Below are 22773 nucleotides of genomic sequence, written 5' to 3'. Positions count from 1 at the left end.
ACGCCCAAACCAGGCAAGACCGCCTTGGAAGTGTCCCCTGTGGACGGTCGAGCGATGCGGGGGGATCAGCGTGACGAGCCCCCTGGTCGCCGCTTATGCCACTTTGCCGGAACCCTGGCGCTAGGCGCAACAAAGGGGGCCTTCCGGGCCGTTGGAGGGACCTGCGCAGCCGGCGGTTTCGCGTGACTGGATGGACGACACGCGTGATGGGAGGGACGACACGCGTGTCCGGGCGGACGACTCGCGGCGGCGAGCGTGCCTCAGACGCGGACCTCCTCCACCCGCACCGGGCGGCGTTCGCGGCGCGAGACCTCGCACGCTTCGGCGATGTAGAACGCCTCCAGCGCATCAGCCGCACCGCACGGGCTCGGCGCGCGACCGGCGGCGACGTCGAGGAACGTCTTCAACTCGCTGACGTACGCGGGGCGGAAGCGTTCCATGAACCCGGGATACGCCGGGCCGGGCAACGGCTGGACACCGGGTTCCACCGAGGTCAGCGGCGCTCGGTCGTCCAGACCCACGACGACGTTGCCCGCCGAGCCGAGCACTTCCAGCCGGACGTCGTAGCCCGCGCCGTTGTAGCGCGTCAGCGAGACCACCGCGAGCGTTCCGTCGTCCAGCGTCAGGGTCGCGGCCGCGGTGTCGACGTCGCCGGCGTCGACGAAGAAGCGCTCGCCCTTGTTCGTTCCCACGGCGTAGACCTCGACGACCTCGCGGCCGCTCACGAACCGGACGACGTCGAAGTCGTGCACGCCACAGTCGCGGAACAGGCCACCGGAGTGCGCGACGTACTCGGCGGGCGGCGGTGCCGGGTCGAGCGTGGTCGCGCGCAAGGTGTGCAGCCAGCCGAGGTCGCCCGACGCCACCGCCGCGCGTGCGGCCGCGTAGCCCGCGTCGAACCGGCGCTGGAAACCGATCTGCACCGGGACGTCGGCACCGGAGATCTTGTCGATCACCGCGAGTGTTCCCGGGATGTCGGCGGCGACCGGTTTCTCGCAGAACACGGGGATCCCCGCGTCCACCGCCTTGAGGATCAGCTCCGGATGCGCGTCCGTCGCCGCGGCGATCACCAGACCGTCCAAAGAGGACGCGAACAGCGAAGGGATGTCCGCCGCCGCTTCGACGCCGAGTTTCGCCGCGGCGGCCTGGGCGCGGGCGGCGTCGACGTCGGCGACGACCACGGACGAAACCTCGTCGAAGCTCTTCAAGGTCTCGGCGTGCGAAGTGCCGATCCGGCCGGTGCCGGCGAGTCCCAACCTCATGTGGTTACCTTTCTGGAGCGGCGGTGGTCGATCGGACCACCAGCGACGGGTGCAGCAGATGGCGGACCGGTTCGGCGCGTTCACCCCGGATCCGTTCGAGCAGTGCTTCGACAGCCAGCCTGCCCATCTCGGTACGCGGCTGGTCCACAGTGGTCAGTGAAAGATGGCGCAACGCGGCGAGCGAGGTGTTGTCGTAGCCCACCACGGAAACGTCTTCCGGCACGCGCAGGCCCGCCTCTTCCAACGCGGAGATCGCGCCGACGGCGTTGAAGTCGTTGCCCGCCACCAGCGCGGTCGGCATTCCGCCTTCCGGTGGATCGCCGAGCAGTTCGTGCACGGCCTTCTCCCCCGCGGTGTCGGTGTGCTCGCTGCGCACGATGACCGGATGCAGCCGATGCCGCCGCATGGCCTGCAGATATCCCCGGCGCCGGGCAGCCGCACCGGCGGCGAGCCCCCCGTCCAGATGGGCGATCCTTTTATGCCCCAAGGAAACCAGGTGATCGACGGCGAGGGCGGAGCCGGCCTCTCCGTCGTCGTTCACCGTGTCCACACCCGCCGCGCGCGATGTCCGCGACACCAGGACGACCGGACTTTGCGCGGCCGCTTCCTCGATCGCCGACGCGGGGACCACCGGGGACAGCAGGATCACCCCGGCGGGCCGGAATGACAGCAGGCTTTTCAGCGCGGCACGCTCCCGCGCGGGACTCCGGCCACCGGTGTTGAGGATCAAATGGAACCCGGCCGCTTCGGCCGCCGCGTCGAGCCCCTCGACGACGTCGGCGAAGAACGCGTTGCGGAGATCGGAGACCATCACGCCGAGGACGGTCGACGTCCGGCTCGCCAGCGACCTGGCCATCGCGTGCGGCTCATAACCCAGTTCGTGCGCCGCACAGAGCACGCGCGTGCGCCGCTCGTCCGAGACGTTCGGCGCGTTCCGCATCACCAGCGACACGAGCGCGCGGGACACCCCCGCTTTCGCGGCGACGTCTTCCATCGTCGGTCGCGCCATTTCCCTCGTCCCCCTGCCCTTGACTTTACTGTGACGGACGCTACATGATTAGAGCGCTCTAATCAATAGAGCGCTCTAACCCCGATCCCCGGAGGCCGCCGATGACCGTCACGACACCCCGGATCCGCGTCGCCGCCGCCCCGATCTCTTGGGGCGTCTGCGAAGTCCCCGGCTGGGGCCGTGTGCTCGACGCGGGGACCGTACTGGGCGAAATGGCGGAGCTGGGAGTGCGCGCCACCGAGCTCGGCCCGCCCGGGTACCTGCCGCGAGACCCGGCCGAGCTGCGCGAACGGCTGAACGGCCACCGGCTCGAACTGGTCGGCGGCTTCCTCGCCGTCGTCCTGCACGAGAATCCCGAAGCCGCGCTGGCGGAGGCCGAAGAATCCGCCGCGTTGTTCGCCGCCTGCGGTGGCGGCATGCTCGTCCTCGCCGCCGCGACGGGGCTCGACGGTTACGACGATCGGCCGGAGCTGAGCGACGCCGAATGGGCGACCCTCGTGAAAACCTCCGGCGAGATCAAGGAAATCGCCGCGCGACACGGCCTCCGCACCGTGCTGCACCCGCATGTGGGGACGCATGTGGAGACCGAACGGGAGGTCGAGCGTTTCCTCGCCGATTCCGATCTCCCGCTGTGCCTGGACACCGGGCACCTCCTGATCGGCGGGACCGATCCGGTCGCGCTGGCGAAACGCCATCCCGGCCGGGTCGGGCACCTGCATCTCAAGGACGTACGCGGCGAACTCGCCGAGGAGGTCCGCGCCGGGAGGCTTCCCTACGCCGAAGCGGTGGGCAAAGGTCTGTATGTCCCCTTGGGCGACGGGGACGTCGACATCGAAACGATGGTCAGGTCCGTCCACGAGGCGGGTTACGACGGCTGGTACGTGCTCGAACAGGACACCGCGCTGAGCGAGGGGAGCCCGGAGGATCTGCCGAAGCGGGACGTCGCCAGGAGCCTGGCGCATCTCGACGGAATCGTCAGCCGGCTCACGGCTGCCAGGTAACGGAAGAAGCGAGGAGAGACGACGATGTCCCATCGCTTGAAGAAGGTTTTGGTGGTCGTGGCGGGGCTGCTGCTCCTGTCCGCGTGCACCGGACCGAAGGCCGAGGAGAAACCCGCCGCCGGCGCGGGCCCGGCGACGACCCAGCCCAGCGGGCCGCTGCGGGTGGCGGTCATCTCGCACGGCACGGCCGGTGACGCGTTCTGGAACGTGGTCAAGAACGGCGCCGAAGAGGCGGGCAGGCAGCTCGACGTCCAGGTCGAGTACAACTCGGACGGAGACCCCGGCAACCAGGCCAAGCTGATCGACAACGCGGTCGCCCAGCGGGTCGGCGGGCTCGTGGTCTCGATGGCGAACCCGGAGGCGCTCAAAACCTCGATCGAGAACGCGGTCCGCGCCGGGATCCCGGTCATCACCATCAACTCCGGTGAGGACAAGAGCGCCGCGTACGGCGCGCTCACCCACGTCGGGCAGAACGAGACCATCGCGGGTGAAGAGGCCGGGAAGAAGTTCCGCGAGCTCGGCAAGAAGAAGCTGCTCTGCGTGGTCCACGAAGCGGGCAACGTCGGGCAGGCGCAGCGCTGCGACGGCGCCAAGACCGGCTTCGCGGGCGACGTGCAGACCCTGCAGGTCGACATCAGCAACCCCACCGACGCCGAATCCCGGATCAGGGGCGCGGTGCAGACCGACTCCTCCCTCGACGCCGTCCTGACGCTGAACTCGCAGGTCGCCGCCCGTGCGGTGAGCGCGATCAAGGCGGTCGGCTCGAAGGCCCAGGTCGGCACGTTCGACCTCAACACCGACGTGGTCGGCGCGATCAAGGCGGGCGACGTGGTCTTCGCGGTCGATCAGCAGCAGTACGAGCAGGGCTATCTGCCGGTGCAGTTCCTCAAGCTCTACCGGGACAACGCGAACGTCGTCGGCGGCGGGAAGCCGGTGCTCACCGGGCCCGACCTGGTCGACAAATCCACTGTGGACACCGTCGGCCAGTACGTGCAAAGGGGCACGCGATGACAACCACCACCCTCGACGAACGGATCGCGAAACCGCGGCTGATGGACCGGCTGGTCGTCCGGCCCGAGATCGGCGCGCTGCTCGGCGCCGTCGTCGTCTTCCTGTTCTTCACCGTCGTCACCGACCAGTTCTTCAGCGGCAGCGGCGTGGCGACCTGGCTGGACGACGCCTCGACGCTCGGCATCATGGCGGTCGCGGTGTCCCTGCTGATGATCGGCGGCGAGTTCGACCTCTCCGCCGGGGTCATGACGGCGTCCACGGCGCTCGTCACCGCGACGCTGGCGACGCAGGCGGGCTGGAACGTCTGGCTCGCGCTGTTCGCGTCGCTGGTCTTCGCCCTCGCGGTCGGCGCGTTCAACGGCTGGCTGGTGATGCGCACCGGGTTGCCCAGTTTCATCGTCACCCTGGGCACCTTCCTTGCCTTGCAAGGCCTCAACCTCGGCGTCACCCGGCTGGTCACCGGCACCGTCCAGGTGTCCGGGATGCGTTCGACCGACGGCTACGAGTCCGCCGGCTTCGTCTTCGCGTCCACTGTGGACATCGGTGGGACGGCGTTCCAGATCTCGATCCTCTGGTGGATCGGGTTCGCCGTGCTGGCGGCCTGGCTGCTGGTGAGGACCCGCTTCGGCAACTGGATCTTCGCCGTCGGCGGCTCCGCGCAGAGTTCGCGCGCGGTCGGGGTGCCGGTGGTGCGCACCAAGATCCTGCTGTTCATGACCACCGCGCTCGCCGCGTGGCTGGTCGGCTCGATCAACATCCTGCGGTTCGCGAGTGTCCAGGCGAACCAGGGCATCGGGCTGGAGTTCCAGTACATCATCGCGGCCGTGATCGGCGGCTGCCTGCTGACCGGCGGGTTCGGTTCGGCGATCGGCGCCGCGATCGGCGCGCTGATCTTCGGTATGGCGCGGCAGGGAATCGTGTTCGCCCGCTGGGACAGCGACTGGTTCATGCTGTTCCTCGGGGTGATGCTGCTGTCCGCGGTCCTGGTCAACAACGCCTTCCGGCGGCGAGCGGAAAGGGTCCGGCGATGAGTCGTCTCCTCGAGGTGAAGGACGTCGGCAAGACCTACGGCAGCGTGATCGCGCTGCGCGACGTCTCCACCGTGGTCAACGCGGGCGAGGTCACCTGCGTGCTCGGCGACAACGGCGCCGGGAAGTCCACGTTGATCAAGATCCTGGCCGGAGTCCATCAGCACGACCGGGGCGAGTTCCTGGTCGAGGGCGAGCCGGTCAAGTTCGCCTCGCCGCGTGAAGCGCTCGATCGCGGGATCGCGACGGTGTACCAGGATCTCGCGGTCGTTCCGCTGATGAGCGTGTGGCGGAACTTCTTCCTCGGCTCCGAGCCGACGGTGGGTTTCGGCCCGTTCCGCGCGCTGGACCGGAAGAAGGGCCGCGAGACGACCAAGAAGGCGTTGTCCGACATGGGCATCGACCTGCGCGACGTCGAGCAGCCGGTCGGCACGCTCTCCGGTGGCGAGCGGCAGTGCGTCGCCATCGCGCGGGCCGTGTACTTCGGCGCGAAGGTGCTGATCCTCGACGAGCCGACGGCCGCGCTGGGCGTCAAACAGGCGGGGGTCGTGCTCAAGTACGTCGCGCAGGCCCGTGACCGCGGGCTCGGCGTCGTCCTGATCACGCACAACCCGCATCACGCGTATCCGGTGGCCGATCGTTTCCTGCTGCTCAAACGAGGCGCGTCGCTCGGCGCCTACGAGAAGTCCGAGATCGACCTGGCCGAACTGACCAGGCAGATGGCGGGCGGCGCGGAACTGGAAGCCCTCGAACACGAATTGCGAGCCGCGGAGTCCCCTTCATGACCGTTCTCGAAGCACTGACCGTCGGCCGGGTCGGGGTGGACCTCTACCCCGAGCAGAGCGGCGTGCCGCTGGCCGGGGTCAGCACCTTCGCCAAATCGCTCGGCGGCACCGCGACCAACGTCGCGGTCGCCGCCGCGCGGCTCGGCCGCTCGACGTCGGTGCTGACGAAGGTCGGCCCGGACGGCTTCGGCGAGTACGTGCGGCAGGCGCTGCGGGAGTTCGGCGTGTCCCCCGAGCACGTCGGGACGTCGGAAGGGTTGCAGACGCCGGTGGTGTTCTGCTCGCTGGACCCGCCCGCGGATCCGCCGTTGCTGTTCTACCGGTCGCCGATCGCCCCGGATCTGACCATCGACGAACACGATGTGCCCTGGGACGTCGTGGAATCCGTTCCCCTGCTGTGGGTCACCGGGACCGGTGTCTCGGTCGAACCGGCGCGCTCCACCCAGCGCCGGATGCTCGAACGGCGCGGCCGCCGGTCGCATACCGTGCTGGACCTCGACTTCCGGCCGATGTTCTGGCCGGACACCGGGACGGCACGCGCGGAGATCGGCTGGATGCTCGACCACGTCACGGTCGCGGTCGGCAACCGCGCCGAGGCGGAGGTCGCCGTCGGCACGGCGGATCCCGACGAGGCCGCGTCCCGGATGCTGGCCAGGGGTGTCGAACTGGCGGTGATCAAGAAGGGCGCGGAGGGCGTGCTGGTGGCGACCGCCGAAGGCCGCTGGACCGTGCCGCCCCAGCGGGTGGAGGTCGTCTGCGGGCTCGGCGCCGGGGACGGTTTCGGTGGCGCGCTGATCCACGGTCTGCTCTCCGGCTGGGATCCGGTGCGCATCGCCACCTACGCCAACGCGGCGGGCGCGCTCGTCGCCTCCCGGCTCGCCTGCGCCGACGCCATGCCCACCGCCGACGAGATCGAGGAGTTGCTGTGAGCAAGCTGCACCGTCCACTCGGGACGCTTTCGGACGGTCGGGATCCGGTCCGGCTCACCCCGGACTCGGCGGGCTGGACCTACAGCGGGCTGCGGGTGCTCTCGCTGGCCGCCGGCGAGACCCGGCTGGTACGCACCGGCGAATACGAAGCGTTCGTCCTTCCGCTGGCGGGATCGTGCACGGTCCGGGTCGACGGGCAGGTCTTCGAGCTGGCGGGGCGGGATTCGGTGTTCACCCGCGTCACGGATTTCGCCTATGTGCCGCGCGACGCCGAAGTCGAGTTGTCGACAGCGGCGGGGATCGAGGTCGCGCTGCCGATGGCCCGCTGCGGCCGCCGTCTCGAACCGCGCTACGGACCGGCCGAGAACGTTCCGGTGGAGGTACGCGGGGCGGGGCAGGCGACCAGGCAGGTCACCAACTTCGGTGTACCGGGCGTCTGGGACCACGCGGACAAGCTGAACGCGTGCGAGCTGATCACGCCGGGCGGCAACTGGTCGTCGTACCCGCCGCACAAACACGACGAGGTGTCCGAATGCGAGGTGGTCAACGAGGAGATCTACTACTTCCGCATCGCCGGCCGCGACGGTGTGACCCCTTCCCGCGAAGGGTTCGGCCTGCACCGGACGTACACCGCCGACGGTGAGCTGGACGAGGACGTCGCGGTCCGGGACGGGGACGTCTTCCTGATCCCGCGCGGCTATCACGGTCCTTGCGTCGCCGCGCCGGGCTACCCGATGTACTACCTGAACATCCTGGCCGGGCCCGCCGACGAGCGGTCGATGGCGTTTTGCGACGACCCCGCGCACGGCTGGGTCCGCGACACCTGGAACGACCAGGAGCTCGACCCGCGCTGCCCGGTCACGAGCCATGAAGGGCGGGTCTCATGAAGCTGACCACGGCACAGGCCCTGGTGCGCTGGCTGCTCGCGCAGCGATCGGAAACCCTCGACGGGCGGGAAGTCCCGTTGTTCCCCGGGGTGTTCGCGATCTTCGGGCACGGCAACGTCCTCGGTCTCGGCACCGCGCTGGAGGAGCACCGCGACGAGCTTCCCGTGTGGCGCGGGCAGACCGAGCAGGGCATGGCGCTCGCGGCGGTCGGCTACGCCAAGGCGACGCATCGGCGCCAGGTGGGCGTGGTGACGTCGTCGATCGGGCCCGGCGCGCTGAACATGGTCACCGCGGCCGGGGTCGCGCATGCGAACCGGCTGCCGGTGCTGCTGCTCCCCGGCGACACCTTCACCAGCCGCGCCCCCGATCCCGTGCTCCAGCAGGTGGAGCATTTCGGCGATCCGACGGCCACGGTCAACGACGCCTTCCGCGCGGTGAGCCGGTACTTCGACCGGATCACCCGGCCGGAGCAGCTGCTCTCGACGTTGCCGCAGGTCGCCAGGGTGCTGACCGATCCGGCGGACGCGGGGCCGGTGACGCTGGCGCTCCCCCAGGATGTCCAGGCCGAGACCTTCGACTTCCCGGAAGCGTTGTTCGCGCCGGTGACCCATCGCCCGCAGCGGCCGCGGCCCGATCGCCGGGCGCTCACCGAAGCGGCAGGCGTGCTGCGGGCCGCGCGGAAACCGTTGCTGGTACTCGGCGGTGGCATCCGGTATTCCGGCGCGGGTGAGCGTGCGCTGGCCTTCGCCGGGCGGCACGGCATCCCGATCACCGAAACCACGGCGGGACGCACGCTCGTGCCGCACGGCCATCCCCTGCACGCCGGTCCGCTCGGCGTCACGGGCTCGACCTCGGCGAACGTGCTGGCCGCCGAAGCCGACGTCGTGCTGGCCGTCGGCACCCGATTGCAGGACTTCACCACGGCGTCCTGGACGGTGTTCTCCCCGGATGTCCGGCTGATCACCTTGAACGCCGCCCGGTTCGACGCCGTCAAGCACGGCGCGCTGGCCGTCGTGGGCGACGCCGACGCGGGTCTCGTGGATTTGTCGGCCCAGCTCGAAAACTGGCAGATCGATCCACTGTGGACAGAGCGGGCCGCGGCGGAGAGAAGCCGTTGGGACACGCATATCGACAATCTGCGCGCCGTTTCCGGCGAAGTGCCGACGTATGCCCAGGTCGTCGGCGCGGTCAACGATCTCTCCGAGCCGCACGACTACGTGATGACCGCTTCCGGCGGGATGCCGGGCGAGCTCATCGGCGGCTGGCGCGGATCGGGCTCGATCAGCATGGACGTCGAGTACGGGTTCTCCTGTATGGGTTATGAGCTCGCGGGCGCGTGGGGTGCGGCGATGGCGCATACCGAGGGCCTGGTCACCACGATGCTCGGCGATGGTTCGTACCTGATGCTGAACTCGGAACTGTTCTCGGCCGCCTTCGCCGGGCATCCTTTCGTGGCGGTGGTCTGCGACAACGACGGTTACGCGGTCATCGCGCGGCTGCAGGAGGGGCAGGGCGGCAAACCGTTCAACAACCTCCTCGGCGACTGCCGGAGCGCGCACACCACTCCCCCTCGAGTCGATTTCGCGCGGCACGCGGAGTCGCTGGGGTGCGCGGTGTTCCCGGCGTCCACTGTGGACGACGTGCGCGCGGCCTACGCGAAGGCACGGGAAGCCGCGGTGGCCGGAAAGCGACCGGCGGTGGTCGTGGTGCGGACCCGGCCGGACTCGTGGACCGAGGCCGGCGCGTGGTGGGAAGTCGGCGTTCCGGAGCACCTCTCGGGAAGGGAGGGGATCGAGCGCGGGAAGGCCGCCCAGGTCCGGTACCTGTCCGACCGCATTTAGAGGACTAAACGCGGTCGGTGAAGCTGGCGAAGTAGCCGGCCGCCATGTCTTCGTCGCCGTGCCCGGCCTCGGACGCGCGGGCGAAACGGGCTCGCCCGGCTTCGACGGCGTCCATCCGGACCCCCGCGCGGGCCGCGGCGGCCAGGACGAGCCGGGCGTCCTTCTCGGCGTTGTCGACCGAGAAGGCGGTGGTGTAGTCGTCGTTGAGGATCGCGGCGGATTTGGCCTGGAAGTAGCCGTTGTCCATCGGGCCGCCGGTGACGACGTCGACGAAATGCCGCGGGTCGACACCGAGCCCTTCGGCCAGCGCGAGCGCCTCGCCGACGCCGTGGGTCAGCGCGATCACCCAGGTGTTCAGCACGAGCTTGAGCCTGCTCGCGGCGCCGGTGCGGCCGTCTTCGCCGACCCACAGCGTGCGCTTGCCGATCGCGTCGAACAGCGGCTGGACGGTCTCGCGAACCTCGGCCGCGCCCGCCGCCAGCACGATCAACTGGCCCTGTTCGGCGGGCTGGCGGGTGCCCTGCACCGGCGCGTCGACGAAGACGAGCCCCTGCTCGTCGGCGTACTTGGCCAGCTCCTCGACGGCGTCGCCGACGGTGCTGAGCTGCACCCAGATCGTGCCCGCGGCGGGGGCGGCCGCGCGGATGGCCGCCAGCACCGCCTGGCCGTCCGTGAGGACCGTGATCACGACACGCGCGCCTTCGACGGCTTCCACGGCGCTACCGGCGACTCCGACACCATGCTCGGCGAGGGCCTCGGCCTTGGCCGCGGTGCGGTTCCAGGCCCGGACCGCGAACCCGGCCTCGCTCAGGTTGCGCGCGACCGGGGCACCGATGATTCCGGTGCCGAGCACCGCGACGGTCTCCGTCATGAGTTGCCTGCTCCTTGCCGATAGTGGAATGCTCGTTAAAGAACTCGGACACAAGAAATTCGTGTGAGGGCTGGGGTTCTGTCACGAAACCTGGAACATCACAACGCCTGGATGGTGGTTTCGACTACTTGGGTGAGTGCCTGCCGGTCCGCGGTCTTGCCGAGAACCCGCAGTCCGTACATCGCGGCGAGGGTGAACCGCGCCAGTGCCCGCGGATCGCCGCCGATCTCGCCCTGCTCCCGGGCGGCGGCGAACTCGGCGTGGAACGCGTTCTCCACCCGCTCGAAGTTGTGGCGGACGCGGGCGGTGACCTCGTCGTCGATGCCGCCGAGTTCGAGGGCGGCGTTGACCGCCAGGCAGCCGCGATGCGCGTCGGACGGGTCCAGCTCGTCGTCGACGACGTCCATCAGGACACGTCTGATCCGCGCTCGGATGGTGCCCGGCGCGGCCAGCATCTCCTCGACCCTGGTCGCGGACGTCTCCTCGTAGCGCCGAAGCGCCTGGCTGAACAGCTGCTGCTTGCCCGAAAACGTGTTGTACAGGCTGCCCCGTCCGAGCCCGGTGCCGTCGACCAGGTCCTGGGCCGACGTGGCGGCGTATCCCTTGCGCCAGAACGTGCCGACCGCGGCGTCGAGCACCTCGGCGGGATCGAAACCCTTGGGGCGGGGCATACCGCCCAGCATCCCACGTTCTGTAACGATCAGTCAAATACCGGTCAGTGCTCCGCCAGCAGGGAGCCGAAGCCGCGCACGCGATCGGCGACGCCGTTCTGCCGCAGGGCGTGCCAGTACAGGACGACGTTGTTCGAGAGCACCGGTTTGCCGAGCCAGAACTCGGCGGTCGCCGCGAGCCGCGACATGGCGACGTTGGTGCCGACCTGGACGATGGCCTCGACGTCGGCGTGGTCGATCTCCTTGACCGCGTCGCGGAGCGCGGTCTCGGAGATGTGCGAGATCTTGGCCGGGCTGGGCATGCCGAGACCGTGGACGCGCAGCAGGTCGTAGCCGCTGTCGCCGAAGAAACGGCGCACCGGACCATCGCCGACCGGCAGATACGGCGTGATCACCGCGATCCGGCGGGCGCCGTACGTGGCGAGCGCGGCGTCGATCGCGTCCGGGCTCATCGTCACCGGACGCCCACCCGCGGTCTCCCGCATCACGCCGAGGACGCGGCCGTGCGCCTCCGTTCCCTCCCAATGGCTCTCCGGGGAGACCCCGATGATCACGCAGTCGGGGTCGCAGCCGACGACACCGCGGATCGCCTGCCCCGTCGACCGCCGGATCCCGTGCATGACGTGGTCGAATCCGGGTTCGTCGACCATCGGGTCGTCGTCGATCACCATCCGGCCGGTGTGGTTGGTGACGCCGTCGGGGCGCAGCGCGTCCAGTTCCGGCTGCGCCGAGGTGTTGGTGGACGGGACGACGACGCCGACCTTGAGGCGGGGACCGAGGGAGTCGGGCACTGGCGCTTCTCCTTAGCTCAGCCGGGCACGGATCGCCGAAACCAGTTCAGCGACCCCGTTCTCCTTGAGGACGCTGTAGTGATCGCCTTCGAGCGTCACGACCTCCGGTGGCGTGGCCGAGTACCCGGAGCTGTTCTCGACGAACGAGTAGTCGTCGCCGTCGGCCTTGAACAGCGTCACCCGGGCCGCGATCCGCCGCCGCGCGAGTTCACGGAAGGTGTAGTCGAACTCGTAGGTCTCCTCCACGATCCGGACGATCCGCCGGATCAGCTGCTCGTCAAGCGCGGGAAGCAGCTTCGCCACGAAGGCCACGAAGCCGTCTTCGTCACGGACCGTTTCCCGGCAGGCCACCGTTTCGGACCCGGAGATCGAGCCGAGGAAGACCGACAGCAGGATCGTCAGGTACGCCGGGTTCGAGTAGCTCGCCACCCGCTCGCCGCCGACCTCGGGATTGCCCGGGCAGATCAGCAGCAGATCCGCCACCCGCTGCCCCTGCTGTTCCAGCTGCCAGGCCGCTTCGAAGGCCACCCGCGCGCCGAACGAGTAGCCCCACAGCGTGTACGGCCCCTCCGGCTGGACGCGCCGGATCTCGGCGACGTCGGCCTTCGCCATCTCCTCGACCGTGGCGTACGGCGTCTCGCCCGCGTTGATCCCGTGGGCCTGCACACCGTAGAACGGCCGCCCGAGGCCGCTTTCCGAAGCCAGCGACCGCAGGTTCATGGGATAGCCGCCGAGGCCGGGCCAGCAGAACACCGGACGACCTTCGCCGGTCGCCAGCGGGACCAACCGTGACGACGGCCCGGTGGAGTCCTCGCCGATGCGGGTGGCCAGGTCGGCCAGCTTCGGACATTCGAAGACCACCTGCAATGGCAACCGGGTGCCGAACTCGCGATTGATCCGGTTCACCAGGGAGACCGCGGTCAGCGAGTTGCCTCCCGCGGCGAAGAAGTCGTCGTGCGCCGAGACGTCGTCGTAGTTCAGCGCCTTGCCCCACACTCCGGCCAGCCACCGTTCGTGGCTCGTCGAGGGAGCGACATAGGGCGCGCCCGTGCTCGCGGAACGGGCGGCGTCGGTCTCGGCCAGCGCGTGCGCGTCGACCTTTCCGTTGGCGGTCAACGGCAACGCGTCCAGCACCAGCACCCGGTTCGGGATCATGTAGTCGGGCAGGGTGGTCGCGAGTTCGTCGCGGATGATCTCCGCCGGGCCCTTCATGTGCACGGCGTCTTCGCGCATGCCCTCGCTGAGCGCCTGCTCCGGGCTCACCTTGCCGCCGACGAAGAAGTACGACGGCCCCGGGGCGATCCCCTGTCCGGCGAGGATGTCGTCGATCCGCCGGGCGGCGGGCAACGGGTTGCCGCTCTTCGAGCTGTAGCCCGACGACATGAAACCGAAACCCGAACCGTTGCGCTGCAAGTGATGCAGCTTCGCGCCGAGACCGATGTACGCCAGCCGCTCGTCGGCGGTGCGGCTCACCGCGGTGATACCGAAGGCCGCGCGTCCGTACACCTGCTGGTTGATCGCGATCACGTGCTTGGCCTCGATGAGCTTGCCGGAGATCCGTTCGAAGTCACCGCCGCGCCAGCGGTAGGTGCCGGCGGGCAGCCCCTCGACGCGGCCCGGATGCGCTTGGACGAACAGCTCGACGTCGTCCCGCCGACGCTCGCCATCGTTGGCGTGCAAGGAGAATGTGCCGAGGTAGTGGTCATCGGCGGCGGCACCGGCCCGCGCGGCGACCGTGGGGTCGGACGCCGCCGGACTGATCGCGAGGCCGTATCCGGGCAGGATCTCCTCGAACACCCCGACCATGTGTCCGGTCTCGAACTCGAGGACCTCGCGGATGTTGTTCTTGTAAACCGGCTCGATGGCGCCGTTACGCCCGATGAAGTGCACCGAGTGCCCGGTGCCCGTGCTCGCGCCGATCCGGACCAGCGTGTGGTCGATGGGGTGGTGGTAGTACAGCCCGGCGCCGAGACCGTCGAGACCGCTGGTCTCCAGGTAGAGCTGCGTCGCGTACAGCGCGCCCGGTGAGGCGTACGCGTACTTCGGCAGCAGCCGCTCGTCGCTGTGGAACCGGCCGAACCACCGGAGCAGCTCACCCAGTTCGGCGAACGCGAGCTCGCCGGGTTCGCGCGAATATGTGCGAACCGGTTCCGGTGCCAGGAGCGCGGCGAGGTCGTCGCGAGTGACCGCGCCGCCCTCGTAATAGCGATACGTCTTGCGGGCGAAGACTTCCCGCCGCTGGAGACCGGTCGCCCGTTTGCCCGGCAACGCGACTGCGGGGAAGCCCGCGACGTCGCGGACACCGGGATTCGACAGCTGCGCCTTGACCTGCAGCTTGCTGGCCTTCGACTGGTGGTGCCCGCCGTGGTTGCCCTGATCCATCACCGCGGCTTCGCGCGGATTCAGCTCCACACAGGCGACGAGCGCCTTCGAGCCGGTCCGCGCGTCGTCGGTCACCACCGCCGCGGCCCGGCGCACCCAGGTGTGCTCCTCGATCGCCACCGCGATCTCGTCCAGCTCGACGCGGTAGCCGCGCAGCTTGACCTGGTTGTCGGCACGGCCGACGAACTGGAGGGTGCCGTCGGGGTTCCACTGGACGAGGTCGCCGGTGCGGTACAGCCGTCCGGTCGGCACGAACGGATTCGGCACGAACTTCTCGGCCGTCTGCTCCGGCCGGTTCAGGTAGCCCCGCGCGAGCTGCACGCCGCCGATGTACAGCTCGCCCGTCTCCCCGATGTCGACCGGGGAGAGGGCGTCGTCGAGCACGAAGCACTCGGTGTCGTCGACCGGCACGCCGATCGGGACCGTTCCGGCGCTCTCGTCGATCGTGTCCGGGTCGACGACGTGGGCGGTCGCGTTGATCGTGCATTCGGTCGGCCCGTAGAGGTTGATCAGCCGTGCCGACGGCAGCTCACCGGCGAGGTCCTTGGCCAGCCGCCGCGAAAGCGCCTCGCCGCCGGAGAACAGCTTCCGCAGCGTGGTGCAGGTCGCGAGACGTTCGGTGTCGAGCAACGCCTGCAGCAGCGTCGGAACACACTGCAAGGTCGTGACGCCGTGCTTCACCACCGTGTCGATCAGGGCTTCGGGATCCCGGAAACTCCCCGGCGCGCTCATCACCACGCGGGCGCCGGCGGCGGGCGCGAGGATCTCCCATTGCGCGGCGTCGAAGCTCATCGGCGTCTTCTGCAGCACCGTGACGTCCGTGTCCAGGTGACCGCAGGCCCGCAGCCAGCGCAGCTGTGACACGACACTGTGGTGCTCGATCATCACGCCCTTCGGTTTCCCGGTGCTGCCGGAGGTGTAGATGACGTACGCGAGCGACTCCGGCCGGGGTCCGAGCGGTACACCGGTCGCTCCGGAGTCGGTCACCGAGACGATCCGTGTCCCGGCTGGCACCAGCCCGGCCAGGCGCCCGGCGAGATGCGGCTGCGTGACGACGACGCCGGTCCCGCTGTCTTCGAGCATGTACCGCAGCCGGTCTTCCGGATATTCCGGGGACAACGGCAGATAAGCCGCGCCGGAGGCGAGAATTCCCCACGCGCCGATCATCAGGTCCGCGGAGGGCTCGACGTGCAGGCCGACGGTGTCGTCCACCCCGATTCCCAGCTCGGCGAGATACGCGGCGAGTCCCGCGCTCGCTTCTTCGAGTCCGCGGAAGGTCAGTTCCCGGTCGCCGTCGACGACGGCCACCGCCTCCGGCCGCGTCCGGGACCACTGCCCGAGCAGATCCGTGAGGCAGGTTCCGGAACGGACGCGATGCGGCGGTGCGAGGTGGTCGATCGGTGGCATGGTCATCCCCCAGTGCGAATTCCGTGGTTTTCGTTTCCACTGCCAAAGGAGTGATGCGGTCCTCGCGAGATACCGGCCGATAAACGAGAACGCCCGGCCGTTCCTTCTTTGCCACCCTTTGGGGCGACCGCCGGTTTCGAGCGTTCGATTCCGCCACAATCGAACGCATGATTCCCACTTTCGTCTTCGTGCACGGTTCGGGAAGTTCGGCACACGCCTGGACGGCCACTCAGCGGGAAATGGTGCTGCGCGGGCATCGGACGCTCGCGATCGATCTCCCCGGCAGGGGCGCGGGATTCACCAGGGCCTATCACGAACAGGACCTCGAAACCTTTGCGGCCGAGCCGTCGGTGATGAGCGACGTGACCGCGGCCGACTTCGTGCGGCCGGTCGTCGAGGCGGTCCAACGGGTGCGCCACCACGGCCCCGTCGTCCTCGTCGCGCACAGTTTCGGCGGGCTCCCGGTGACCGCCGCCGCCAACGCGATCCCCGAGCTGATCGACCGCGTCGTCTACGTCGCCGCGCAGTGCCCGGTGGACCGCCACCCCGGCGAGTACGCGATGTCGCCCGAATGGGCTTCCGGCGACTTCTTCTCCGCGATGGCGCCCCTTTTCGTCGGTGATCCGGCGCGCCAGGGATTCGTCCGGATCAACTGGCGTGGCGCCGACCGCGCACAACGCGAGGCGCTGCGGAAGGCCATCGCCGCCGAACTCACCGAGGAGCAGTTCCTCCAGGTCGTCGTCACGAGCCAGCCGGACGAGGTGTCCTGGCTGACCGGTCAGGAGTGGGACCACCGCGCCGACAAGGATTCCTGGGGCCGGATCCCGCATACGTTCGTGAGGCTGACCGGCGACCGGTCCATGCCGCTCGCCGTGCAGGACCGCTACATCGCCGAGGGCGACGCGCTCACTCCGGACAACCCGTTCGACGTCCACGACCTCGCGAGCAGCCACGCCGGTTTCTTCCGGCGGCCCGCCGATCTGGCCGCGATCCTCGACCGGCTCAGCGTCCGAGCAGGCGCCGGATCTCGGTGACGGCCGCGCGGCCCGCCCGGTTCGCGCCGACGGTGCTGGCGGACGGGCCGTAGCCGACCAGGTGCAGCCGCGGTTCGGCGACGACGCGGGTGCCGTCCATCCGGATCCCGCCCCCGGCGGCGCGCAGGTGCAGCGGCGCCAGATGGTCGATCGCGGCACGGAACCCGGTGGCCCACAGGATGACGTCGGCGGGCTCGAAGGTGCCGTCCGACCACTCCACACCGTCCGGCGTGATCCGGTGGAACATCGGGCGCCGGTCGAGGACGCCCGCGTCCAGCCCCGCGCGTACTTCGGGGGTCACGGCCAGATCGGTCACGCTGACGACGCTTTCGGGCGGCAGGCCCTCACGGACGCGACGGTCGACCTTCGCGACGGCCTCGCGGCCCCAGTCCTCGCTGAACGGCTCTTCGCGCCACACCGGCGGGCGCCGGGTCACCCAGCGCGTCGACCGCGCGAACGGCGCGATCTCCAGCAGCAGCTGGACGGCCGACGAACCACCGCCGACCACGACGACCCGCTTCCCGCGGAAAGCCTCGACGCCAGTGTAGTCGGCGGTGTGCAGCTGGCGGCCCCGGAAGGTCTCTTGCCCCGGATAGTGCGGCCAGAACGGCCGGTCCCAGGTTCCGGTCGCGCTGATCACCGCCCGCGCGGCCCACGTTTCCGCCGCGCTCGCCACCATCAGCCGATCTTCCCCCGCGCTCACCGACAGGACATCGACCGGACGATGGACCGGGAGGTCATACGTGCGCTCGAAGCGGCCGAAGTACTCGGAGACGACGTCGGCGGCGGGCAGCTTCGGATCCGGGGTGCCGAAGGCCATCCCGGGGAGGTCGTAGATGCCGTGGACCTTCTCGACGATCAGCGATGGCCACCGGTACTGCCACGCGCCGCCGGGTCGTTTGCCGTGGTCGAGCACGACGAAACCCGCCTCGTTGGCGAATCCCGCGCGGCGCAGGTGATACGCCGCCGACAGGCCGGCCTGGCCCGCCCCGATCACCGCCACGTCGACTTCGTGATCCGCCTTCATACCGGGTTCAACGGTGGCGGCCCCCGACTATTTCGTCCGCTGCGTCACAGCCCGCACGATGGCGACGATCAGCAGCACCCCGGCGACGGCCACCAGCACCGGAGCCACCCGTTTGACCACGGATTCGCCCGCGTACTCCATCAGATCGATGGCTTCGCCCTCCGACACCGGCTTCACCGCCTTCAACGGCGGGTGTTCCTTCGGTTTCTCAGGCTCAGGGGTACCGAGCTTGCCGGACAGGCACTCCGCGAACGAGTCGAGGATCTTCCCGCCGACCTCGGAGATCATCCCTCGCCCGAACTGCGCCGGCTTCCCGGTGACGGCCAGCTCCGTGGCGACGGCGCCGTGCGTGACGCCGTCCTTCTCGGTCAGGGTGAGCGTCACGGTCGCCGACGCCGTGCCCGCCCCTCGGGCGTCTTTGCCCGCGGCCTTGATCACCACTTTCTTCGCGTCGGCGTCCTTCTCGACGAAATGGCCGGTTCCCTTGTAGAGCAGGGAGATCGGCCCGAGCTTGACCTTCACCGTGCCTTTGAAGGCGTCCCCGTCGACCTCGGTGACGGTGGCGCCCGGCATGCACGGCGCCACCCGTTCCGGGTCGACGACGGCCTTCCAGACCTCGCCGACGGGGGCGGGAACGGTGAATTCGTGGTCGAGCCGCACGGGCCGACCTCCCTTCTGTGTCTTAGCTACCCGCGGCCGCGAGGACCGCCCTGCCGGTCAGCACCCGCGCGAGGTGCTGCCGGTACTCGACGTCGGAGTTGCCGTCGGCCGTGGGATTCGTGCCCTCGGCCGCGCGTTCGGCCGCGCCGCGGATCGCCCCGGCGGTGGCCGCGCAGCCGACCAGCGCCTCCTCGACCCCGGCCGCCCGTACCGGGGTCGAGCCCATGTTGGTGAGCGCGACCCGTGCCTCCTCGATGGTGCCCGCCTCGGTGCGGACGCAGGCCGCGACCGCGACCATCGACCACGCTTGCGCGACCCGGTTGAACTTCTCGTAGTGGGCGTGCCAGCCGGTGTGCTTCGGCACCCGGACCTCGACCAGCAGTTCGTCCGCGGCGAGCGCGGTGGTGAACATGTCCTGGAAGAAGTCCGCCGCGGCCACCGTCCGCCGCCCGCCCGGCCCGGCGACGACGAGTTCGCAGCCGAGCGCGAGCACCGGCGCCAGCAGGTCACCGGCGGGATCGGCGTGCGCGATGGCGCCGCCGAACGTGCCGCGATGGCGGATCTGCGGATCGGCCACCGTGTCGGTGGCGGCCTTGAGCAGCGCGGCGTGCTCGGCGACCAACGCGTCCCGCTGGACGTCGTAATGCGTGGTCATCGAGCCGATCACCAGTGCGTCGCCGTCCTCACGGACACCGCGCAGCTCGGCGACCTTTCCGAGGTCGACCAGCGTGGTCGGCGTAGCGAGCCGCATCCGCAACACCGGCAGCAGGCTCTGCCCGCCCGCCAGCACCTTGGCGTCCTCACCGGCTTCGGCGAGCGCGCTGATCGCTTCGTCCACTGTGGACGGAGCGACGTAGTCGAACGGGGCCGGGATCACTGGGCACCTCCGGTGGCGTCGATCGAACCGAGACCGCCACCGGCTTCCGAGCCCAGTCCGCCCGCGGCGGCCGACCCGTGCTGGATGGCGTGCCAGACCCGCATCGGGGTCAACGGCATTTCGATGTCGTTCACCCCGAAATGCCGGACGGCGTCGACCACGGCGTTGACCACCGCCGGGGTCGAGGCGATCGTGCCCGCCTCCCCGACTCCCTTGGCGCCCAACGGGTTCGTCGTCGACGGGGTTTCGGTGCGGTCGGTGGTGAAGCTGGGCAGATCCGCCGCCGACGGGAGCAGGTAGTCGGCGAACGTCCCCGTGGTCAGCGTGCCGCCTTCGTCGTGGACGGCCTCCTCGAACAGCGCCTGCGCGATGCCCTGCGCGAGCCCGCCGTGCACCTGGCCTTCGACGATCAGCGGATTGACCGCGACACCGACGTCGTCGACGCAGACGTAGGAGCGCAACCGCACGCGTCCGGTCTCCGTGTCGACCTCGGCCGCGCAGAGATGCGTGCCGTGCGGGAAGGAGAAGTTCTCCGGATCGAACGTGTCCGACGAGTCCAGCGAGGGCTCGACGCCGTCCGGCAGGTTGTGCGCCGAGAACACGGCCCACGCGATGTCCTGGATGGACGTCGAGGAATCCGTGCCCTTGACCGAGAACTTGCCCGCCGAGAATTCGAGATCGTCCTCTGCGCATTCCATCAGATGCGCCGCGATCGGCTTGGCCTTGGCGAGCACCTTGTCGGCCGCCTTGACCACCGCGATCCCGCCGACCACCAGCGACCGGGAGCCGTAGGTGTCCATGCCCTTGTGCGAGGACTGGGTGTCGCCGTGGATGACCTCGATGTCCTCGAAGGGGACGCCGAGTTTGTCGGCGACGATCTGGCTCCACGCCGTCTCGTGGCCCTGTCCGTGGGCGGAGGCGCCGGTGATGACCTCGATCTTGCCGGTGGGCAGCACCCGGATCTCCGCGTGCTCCCAGCCGCCCGCCGCGTAGTCCAGCGAGCCGAGCACCCGCGACGGCGCGAGACCGCACATCTCGGTGAACGTCGAGATGCCGATGCCGAGCTGGACCGGGTCGCCCGATTCCCGCCGTTCCTTCTGTTCGCGGCGGAGGCCGTCGTAGTCGAAGAGCTGCTTGGCCTTCTCGGTGGCGGCCTCGTAGTTGCCCGAGTCGTAGGTCAGCCCGGCCACCGTGGTGAACGGGAACTCCTCGTGCTTGATCCAGTTCTTCTCGCGGATCTCCATCGGGTCCATGCCCAGCTCGACGGCGAGTTCGTCCATCATCCGTTCGATCCCGAACGTGGCCTCCGGCCGCCCGGCGCCGCGATAGGCGTCGGTGAGCGTGGTGTTGGTGAACACGTTGGTGCAGGCGAAGTGATACGCCGGGAACTTGTAGATCGCGTTGAACATGAACGCGCCGAGGATCGGCACGCCGGGTCCGACCAGCCCGAGATACGCGCCCATGTCGGCGAGCAGCTCGACCTTGAGGCCGGTCACCGTGCCGTCGCGGTTCGCGGTGATGGTGAGGTCCTGGATCTGGTCGCGGCCGTGGTGCGCGGCGACCATCGTCTCCGAACGGGACTCGTTCCACTTCACCGGTTTGCCGAGCCGCTGCGCGATGAGCGTCGCCATCATCTCTTCGGGCAGCACGGCGATCTTGCCGCCGAACCCGCCGCCGACGTCCGGCGCGATCACCCGCACCTTGTGCTCGGGCAGGCCGAGCGTGGCCGCGGTCATCGTCTTGAGGATGTGCGGCACCTGCGTGGCCGACCACATCACCAGCTGGTTGCCCGTCGGGTCCACGACGCACGCCCGCGGTTCCATGAACGCCGGCACCAGGCGCTGCTGACGGAACCGCCGTTTGAGCACGACCTCGGAGTTCGAGATCGCGTCCTCGACGCTGGACCCCGTTCCCGCGTCGGCGGAATCGAAGACCCACACCGCGTTCTGGTTGGTGCCGAGCTCCTCGTGCACCAGCGGCGCGCCCTCGGCGAGCGCGTTCTCCAGGCCGAGGACGACCGGCAGCTCGTCGTAGTCGACGTCGATCGCTTCGAGCGCGTCGTGCGCTTCGGCCGACGTGCGGGCGACGACCACCGCGACACCCTCACCGGCGAAGTTCACCGTGTCCGAGGCGAGGATGGGCCGCCTCGGCGATTTCATGTCCGGCGTGATCGGCCAGGCGCACGGCATGCCGATGGCGCCCTCGGGGTCGAGGTCCTTCCCGGTGAAGACCGCGACCACCCCCGGCGCGGATTTCGCCTCGGTCACGTCGATCGAGACGATCTTGGCGTGCGCGAACGGGCTGCGGAGCACGGCGAGATGCAGCATGCCGGGCAGGGTCAGATTGTCGGTCCAGCGGGTCCGGCCGGTGATGAGACGCTCGTCCTCCTTGCGGCGGCGGGACTTGCCGACCTCCGGTTCGATCGTGGAGGTCATCACTCACCACCCGCGCCGACTCGGGAGGCGGTGTCCGAGGCGAGCCGCTCGGCTTCGGGACCGGCGCCGGGCCGCATCTCGTGGGCGGCGTCGCGGACCGCGCGGACGATGTTCTGGTAGCCCGTGCACCGGCACAGGTTGCCTTCCAGTCCTTCGCGGACGGCCTGCTCGTCCGGGTCGGGATTGTCGGCGAGCAGGTCGATCGACTGCATGATCATGCCGGGCGTGCAGAAACCGCACTGGAGCGCGTGGTTCTCATGGAAGGCCTTCTGCACCGGATGGAGTTCGCCGTCGCGGGCGAGTCCCTCGATCGTGGTGACCTCGCAGCCGTCGGCCTGGACCGCGAGCACCGAACAGGATTTCACGCTGTGCCCGTCGAGGTGGACGGTGCAGGCGCCGCAGTTGCTGGTGTCGCAACCGACCACGGTGCCTACCTTCCCGAGCCGTTCGCGCAGATGATGCACGAGGAGGGTGCGGGGCTCGACGTCGTCTGTGTAGCTGGTGCCGTCGACGGTGACGGTGATGCGCATCAGGCCTCCAAAAGCAAGAGAAACCCCGCGCTGGTCCGGGGTCGTTCGGGAGCGGCCGGTCATTCGGTTGTCACGGACCGACCCCGGAACGACCGTGATCGGACTCACAGTCGAGCGTGCTACGTCGCTCCTGCCAGGGCAACCCCCACCAGGGGGTGACTCGACCGCGGTTCCGCAGGTGCGTTGCGAGGAAAGGGGAAAGGGCGCAGATGCGGAGGAAGCGCGAGTGTCCATTCGGTACAGGTGGTCGTGAGTGGCGTTTCGGGTTCTAACCCGAAACGCCACTCACGACCACCTGTACCCAACGACGGCTTCGCGTGACTGACCGGACGACA

Annotated in this window: 19 protein-coding genes; 8 read left to right on the top strand and 11 right to left on the bottom strand. The window is 69.5% G+C overall.

From position 1 onward, the window contains the following. Positions 1-260: 260 nt before the first annotated feature. Positions 261-1262 carry a Gfo/Idh/MocA family oxidoreductase gene (locus ED92_RS24250; protein WP_037342227.1) on the bottom strand — a complete coding sequence of 334 codons (1002 nt, stop codon included), beginning with the start codon at positions 1260-1262 and terminating at the stop codon, positions 261-263. Positions 1263-1266: 4 nt separating this feature from the next. Beyond that, positions 1267-2271, bottom strand: coding sequence for a LacI family DNA-binding transcriptional regulator (locus ED92_RS24245; protein ID WP_037342226.1), 1005 nt, complete (start codon positions 2269-2271; stop codon positions 1267-1269). Between the two features lie 101 nt (positions 2272-2372). Here ED92_RS24245 and ED92_RS24240 point away from each other — a divergent pair, with 101 nt between their 5' ends. From ED92_RS24240 to iolD, 7 genes are read left to right on the top strand one after another with little or no spacing between them, the layout of a single operon-like run. Continuing rightward, the gene (locus ED92_RS24240; protein WP_037342225.1) at positions 2373-3272 is read left to right on the top strand and encodes a sugar phosphate isomerase/epimerase; all 900 of its coding nucleotides are present in this window, start codon (positions 2373-2375) and stop codon (positions 3270-3272) included. A 24-nt stretch (positions 3273-3296) separates the two neighbouring features. Next, entirely contained in the window at positions 3297-4283 is a 987-nt protein-coding gene (locus ED92_RS24235; protein WP_037342223.1) for a sugar ABC transporter substrate-binding protein, read from the top strand. Further along, positions 4280-5314, top strand: a complete 1035-nt coding sequence (locus tag ED92_RS24230; RefSeq protein WP_037342222.1) for an ABC transporter permease — start codon at positions 4280-4282, stop codon at positions 5312-5314. Before ED92_RS24235 ends, ED92_RS24230 begins: the two co-directional genes overlap by 4 nt. Further along, positions 5311-6096: an ATP-binding cassette domain-containing protein gene (locus ED92_RS24225; protein ID WP_037342220.1), complete on the top strand. Its 786-nt coding sequence runs from the start codon at positions 5311-5313 to the stop codon at positions 6094-6096. The genes ED92_RS24230 and ED92_RS24225 overlap by 4 nt, the downstream gene beginning before the upstream one ends. After that, entirely contained in the window at positions 6093-7025 is a 933-nt protein-coding gene (gene iolC / locus ED92_RS24220) for a 5-dehydro-2-deoxygluconokinase (RefSeq protein ID WP_037342219.1), read from the top strand. The genes ED92_RS24225 and iolC overlap by 4 nt, the downstream gene beginning before the upstream one ends. Beyond that, on the top strand, positions 7022-7912 hold the full coding sequence (gene iolB / locus ED92_RS24215) for a 5-deoxy-glucuronate isomerase (protein ID WP_037342217.1): 891 nt from the start codon (positions 7022-7024) through the stop codon (positions 7910-7912). The genes iolC and iolB overlap by 4 nt, the downstream gene beginning before the upstream one ends. Continuing rightward, entirely contained in the window at positions 7909-9753 is a 1845-nt protein-coding gene (gene iolD / locus ED92_RS24210) for a 3D-(3,5/4)-trihydroxycyclohexane-1,2-dione acylhydrolase (decyclizing) (RefSeq protein ID WP_037342216.1), read from the top strand. Before iolB ends, iolD begins: the two co-directional genes overlap by 4 nt. A 4-nt stretch (positions 9754-9757) precedes the next feature. On the opposite strand, the gene ED92_RS24205 is transcribed toward iolD, so the two are convergent. The 4 genes from ED92_RS24205 to ED92_RS24190 all read right to left on the bottom strand — a co-directional run bounded on the left by ED92_RS24205 (position 9758) and on the right by ED92_RS24190 (position 15881). Beyond that, complete coding sequence (locus ED92_RS24205; RefSeq protein ID WP_255355372.1) at positions 9758-10654, bottom strand: NAD(P)-dependent oxidoreductase; 897 nt, start codon at positions 10652-10654, stop codon at positions 9758-9760. A 68-nt stretch (positions 10655-10722) separates the two neighbouring features. Continuing rightward, positions 10723-11295 (bottom strand): TetR/AcrR family transcriptional regulator, encoded by a 573-nt coding sequence (locus ED92_RS24200; protein WP_037342616.1) that lies wholly within the window; start codon positions 11293-11295, stop codon positions 10723-10725. Positions 11296-11339: 44 nt separating this feature from the next. Further along, positions 11340-12086 (bottom strand): arylmalonate decarboxylase, encoded by a 747-nt coding sequence (locus ED92_RS24195; RefSeq protein ID WP_037342214.1) that lies wholly within the window; start codon positions 12084-12086, stop codon positions 11340-11342. Positions 12087-12098: 12 nt separating this feature from the next. Beyond that, positions 12099-15881 carry an amino acid adenylation domain-containing protein gene (locus ED92_RS24190; protein ID WP_037342212.1) on the bottom strand — a complete coding sequence of 1261 codons (3783 nt, stop codon included), beginning with the start codon at positions 15879-15881 and terminating at the stop codon, positions 12099-12101. Between the two features lie 161 nt (positions 15882-16042). Between ED92_RS24190 and ED92_RS24185 the strand changes: the two genes are divergently transcribed. Beyond that, positions 16043-16909 (top strand): alpha/beta fold hydrolase, encoded by an 867-nt coding sequence (locus ED92_RS24185; protein ID WP_037342210.1) that lies wholly within the window; start codon positions 16043-16045, stop codon positions 16907-16909. Here the strand turns inward: ED92_RS24185 and ED92_RS24180 are convergent. From ED92_RS24180 to ED92_RS24160, 5 genes are read right to left on the bottom strand one after another with little or no spacing between them, the layout of a single operon-like run. After that, positions 16878-17936: an NAD(P)-binding domain-containing protein gene (locus ED92_RS24180; protein WP_037342209.1), complete on the bottom strand. Its 1059-nt coding sequence runs from the start codon at positions 17934-17936 to the stop codon at positions 16878-16880. The genes ED92_RS24185 and ED92_RS24180 overlap by 32 nt on opposite strands. Before the next feature lie 27 nt (positions 17937-17963). Continuing rightward, entirely contained in the window at positions 17964-18596 is a 633-nt protein-coding gene (locus ED92_RS24175) for an SRPBCC domain-containing protein (protein ID WP_037342207.1), read from the bottom strand. Positions 18597-18618: 22 nt separating this feature from the next. Further along, positions 18619-19473 carry a xanthine dehydrogenase family protein subunit M gene (locus tag ED92_RS24170; RefSeq protein ID WP_037342206.1) on the bottom strand — a complete coding sequence of 285 codons (855 nt, stop codon included), beginning with the start codon at positions 19471-19473 and terminating at the stop codon, positions 18619-18621. Continuing rightward, entirely contained in the window at positions 19470-21908 is a 2439-nt protein-coding gene (locus ED92_RS24165) for a xanthine dehydrogenase family protein molybdopterin-binding subunit (protein ID WP_037342205.1), read from the bottom strand. The genes ED92_RS24170 and ED92_RS24165 overlap by 4 nt, the downstream gene beginning before the upstream one ends. Further along, positions 21908-22438 carry a (2Fe-2S)-binding protein gene (locus ED92_RS24160; RefSeq protein WP_037342203.1) on the bottom strand — a complete coding sequence of 177 codons (531 nt, stop codon included), beginning with the start codon at positions 22436-22438 and terminating at the stop codon, positions 21908-21910. The genes ED92_RS24165 and ED92_RS24160 overlap by 1 nt, the downstream gene beginning before the upstream one ends. Positions 22439-22773 lie beyond the last annotated feature (335 nt).

This window comes from Amycolatopsis sp. MJM2582, from assembly GCF_000754115.1.
GTDB lineage: Bacteria > Actinomycetota > Actinomycetes > Mycobacteriales > Pseudonocardiaceae > Amycolatopsis > Amycolatopsis japonica.
The sequence above is the reverse complement of the archived record's forward strand: the minus strand, read 5'-3'. Positions and strand labels throughout refer to the sequence as shown.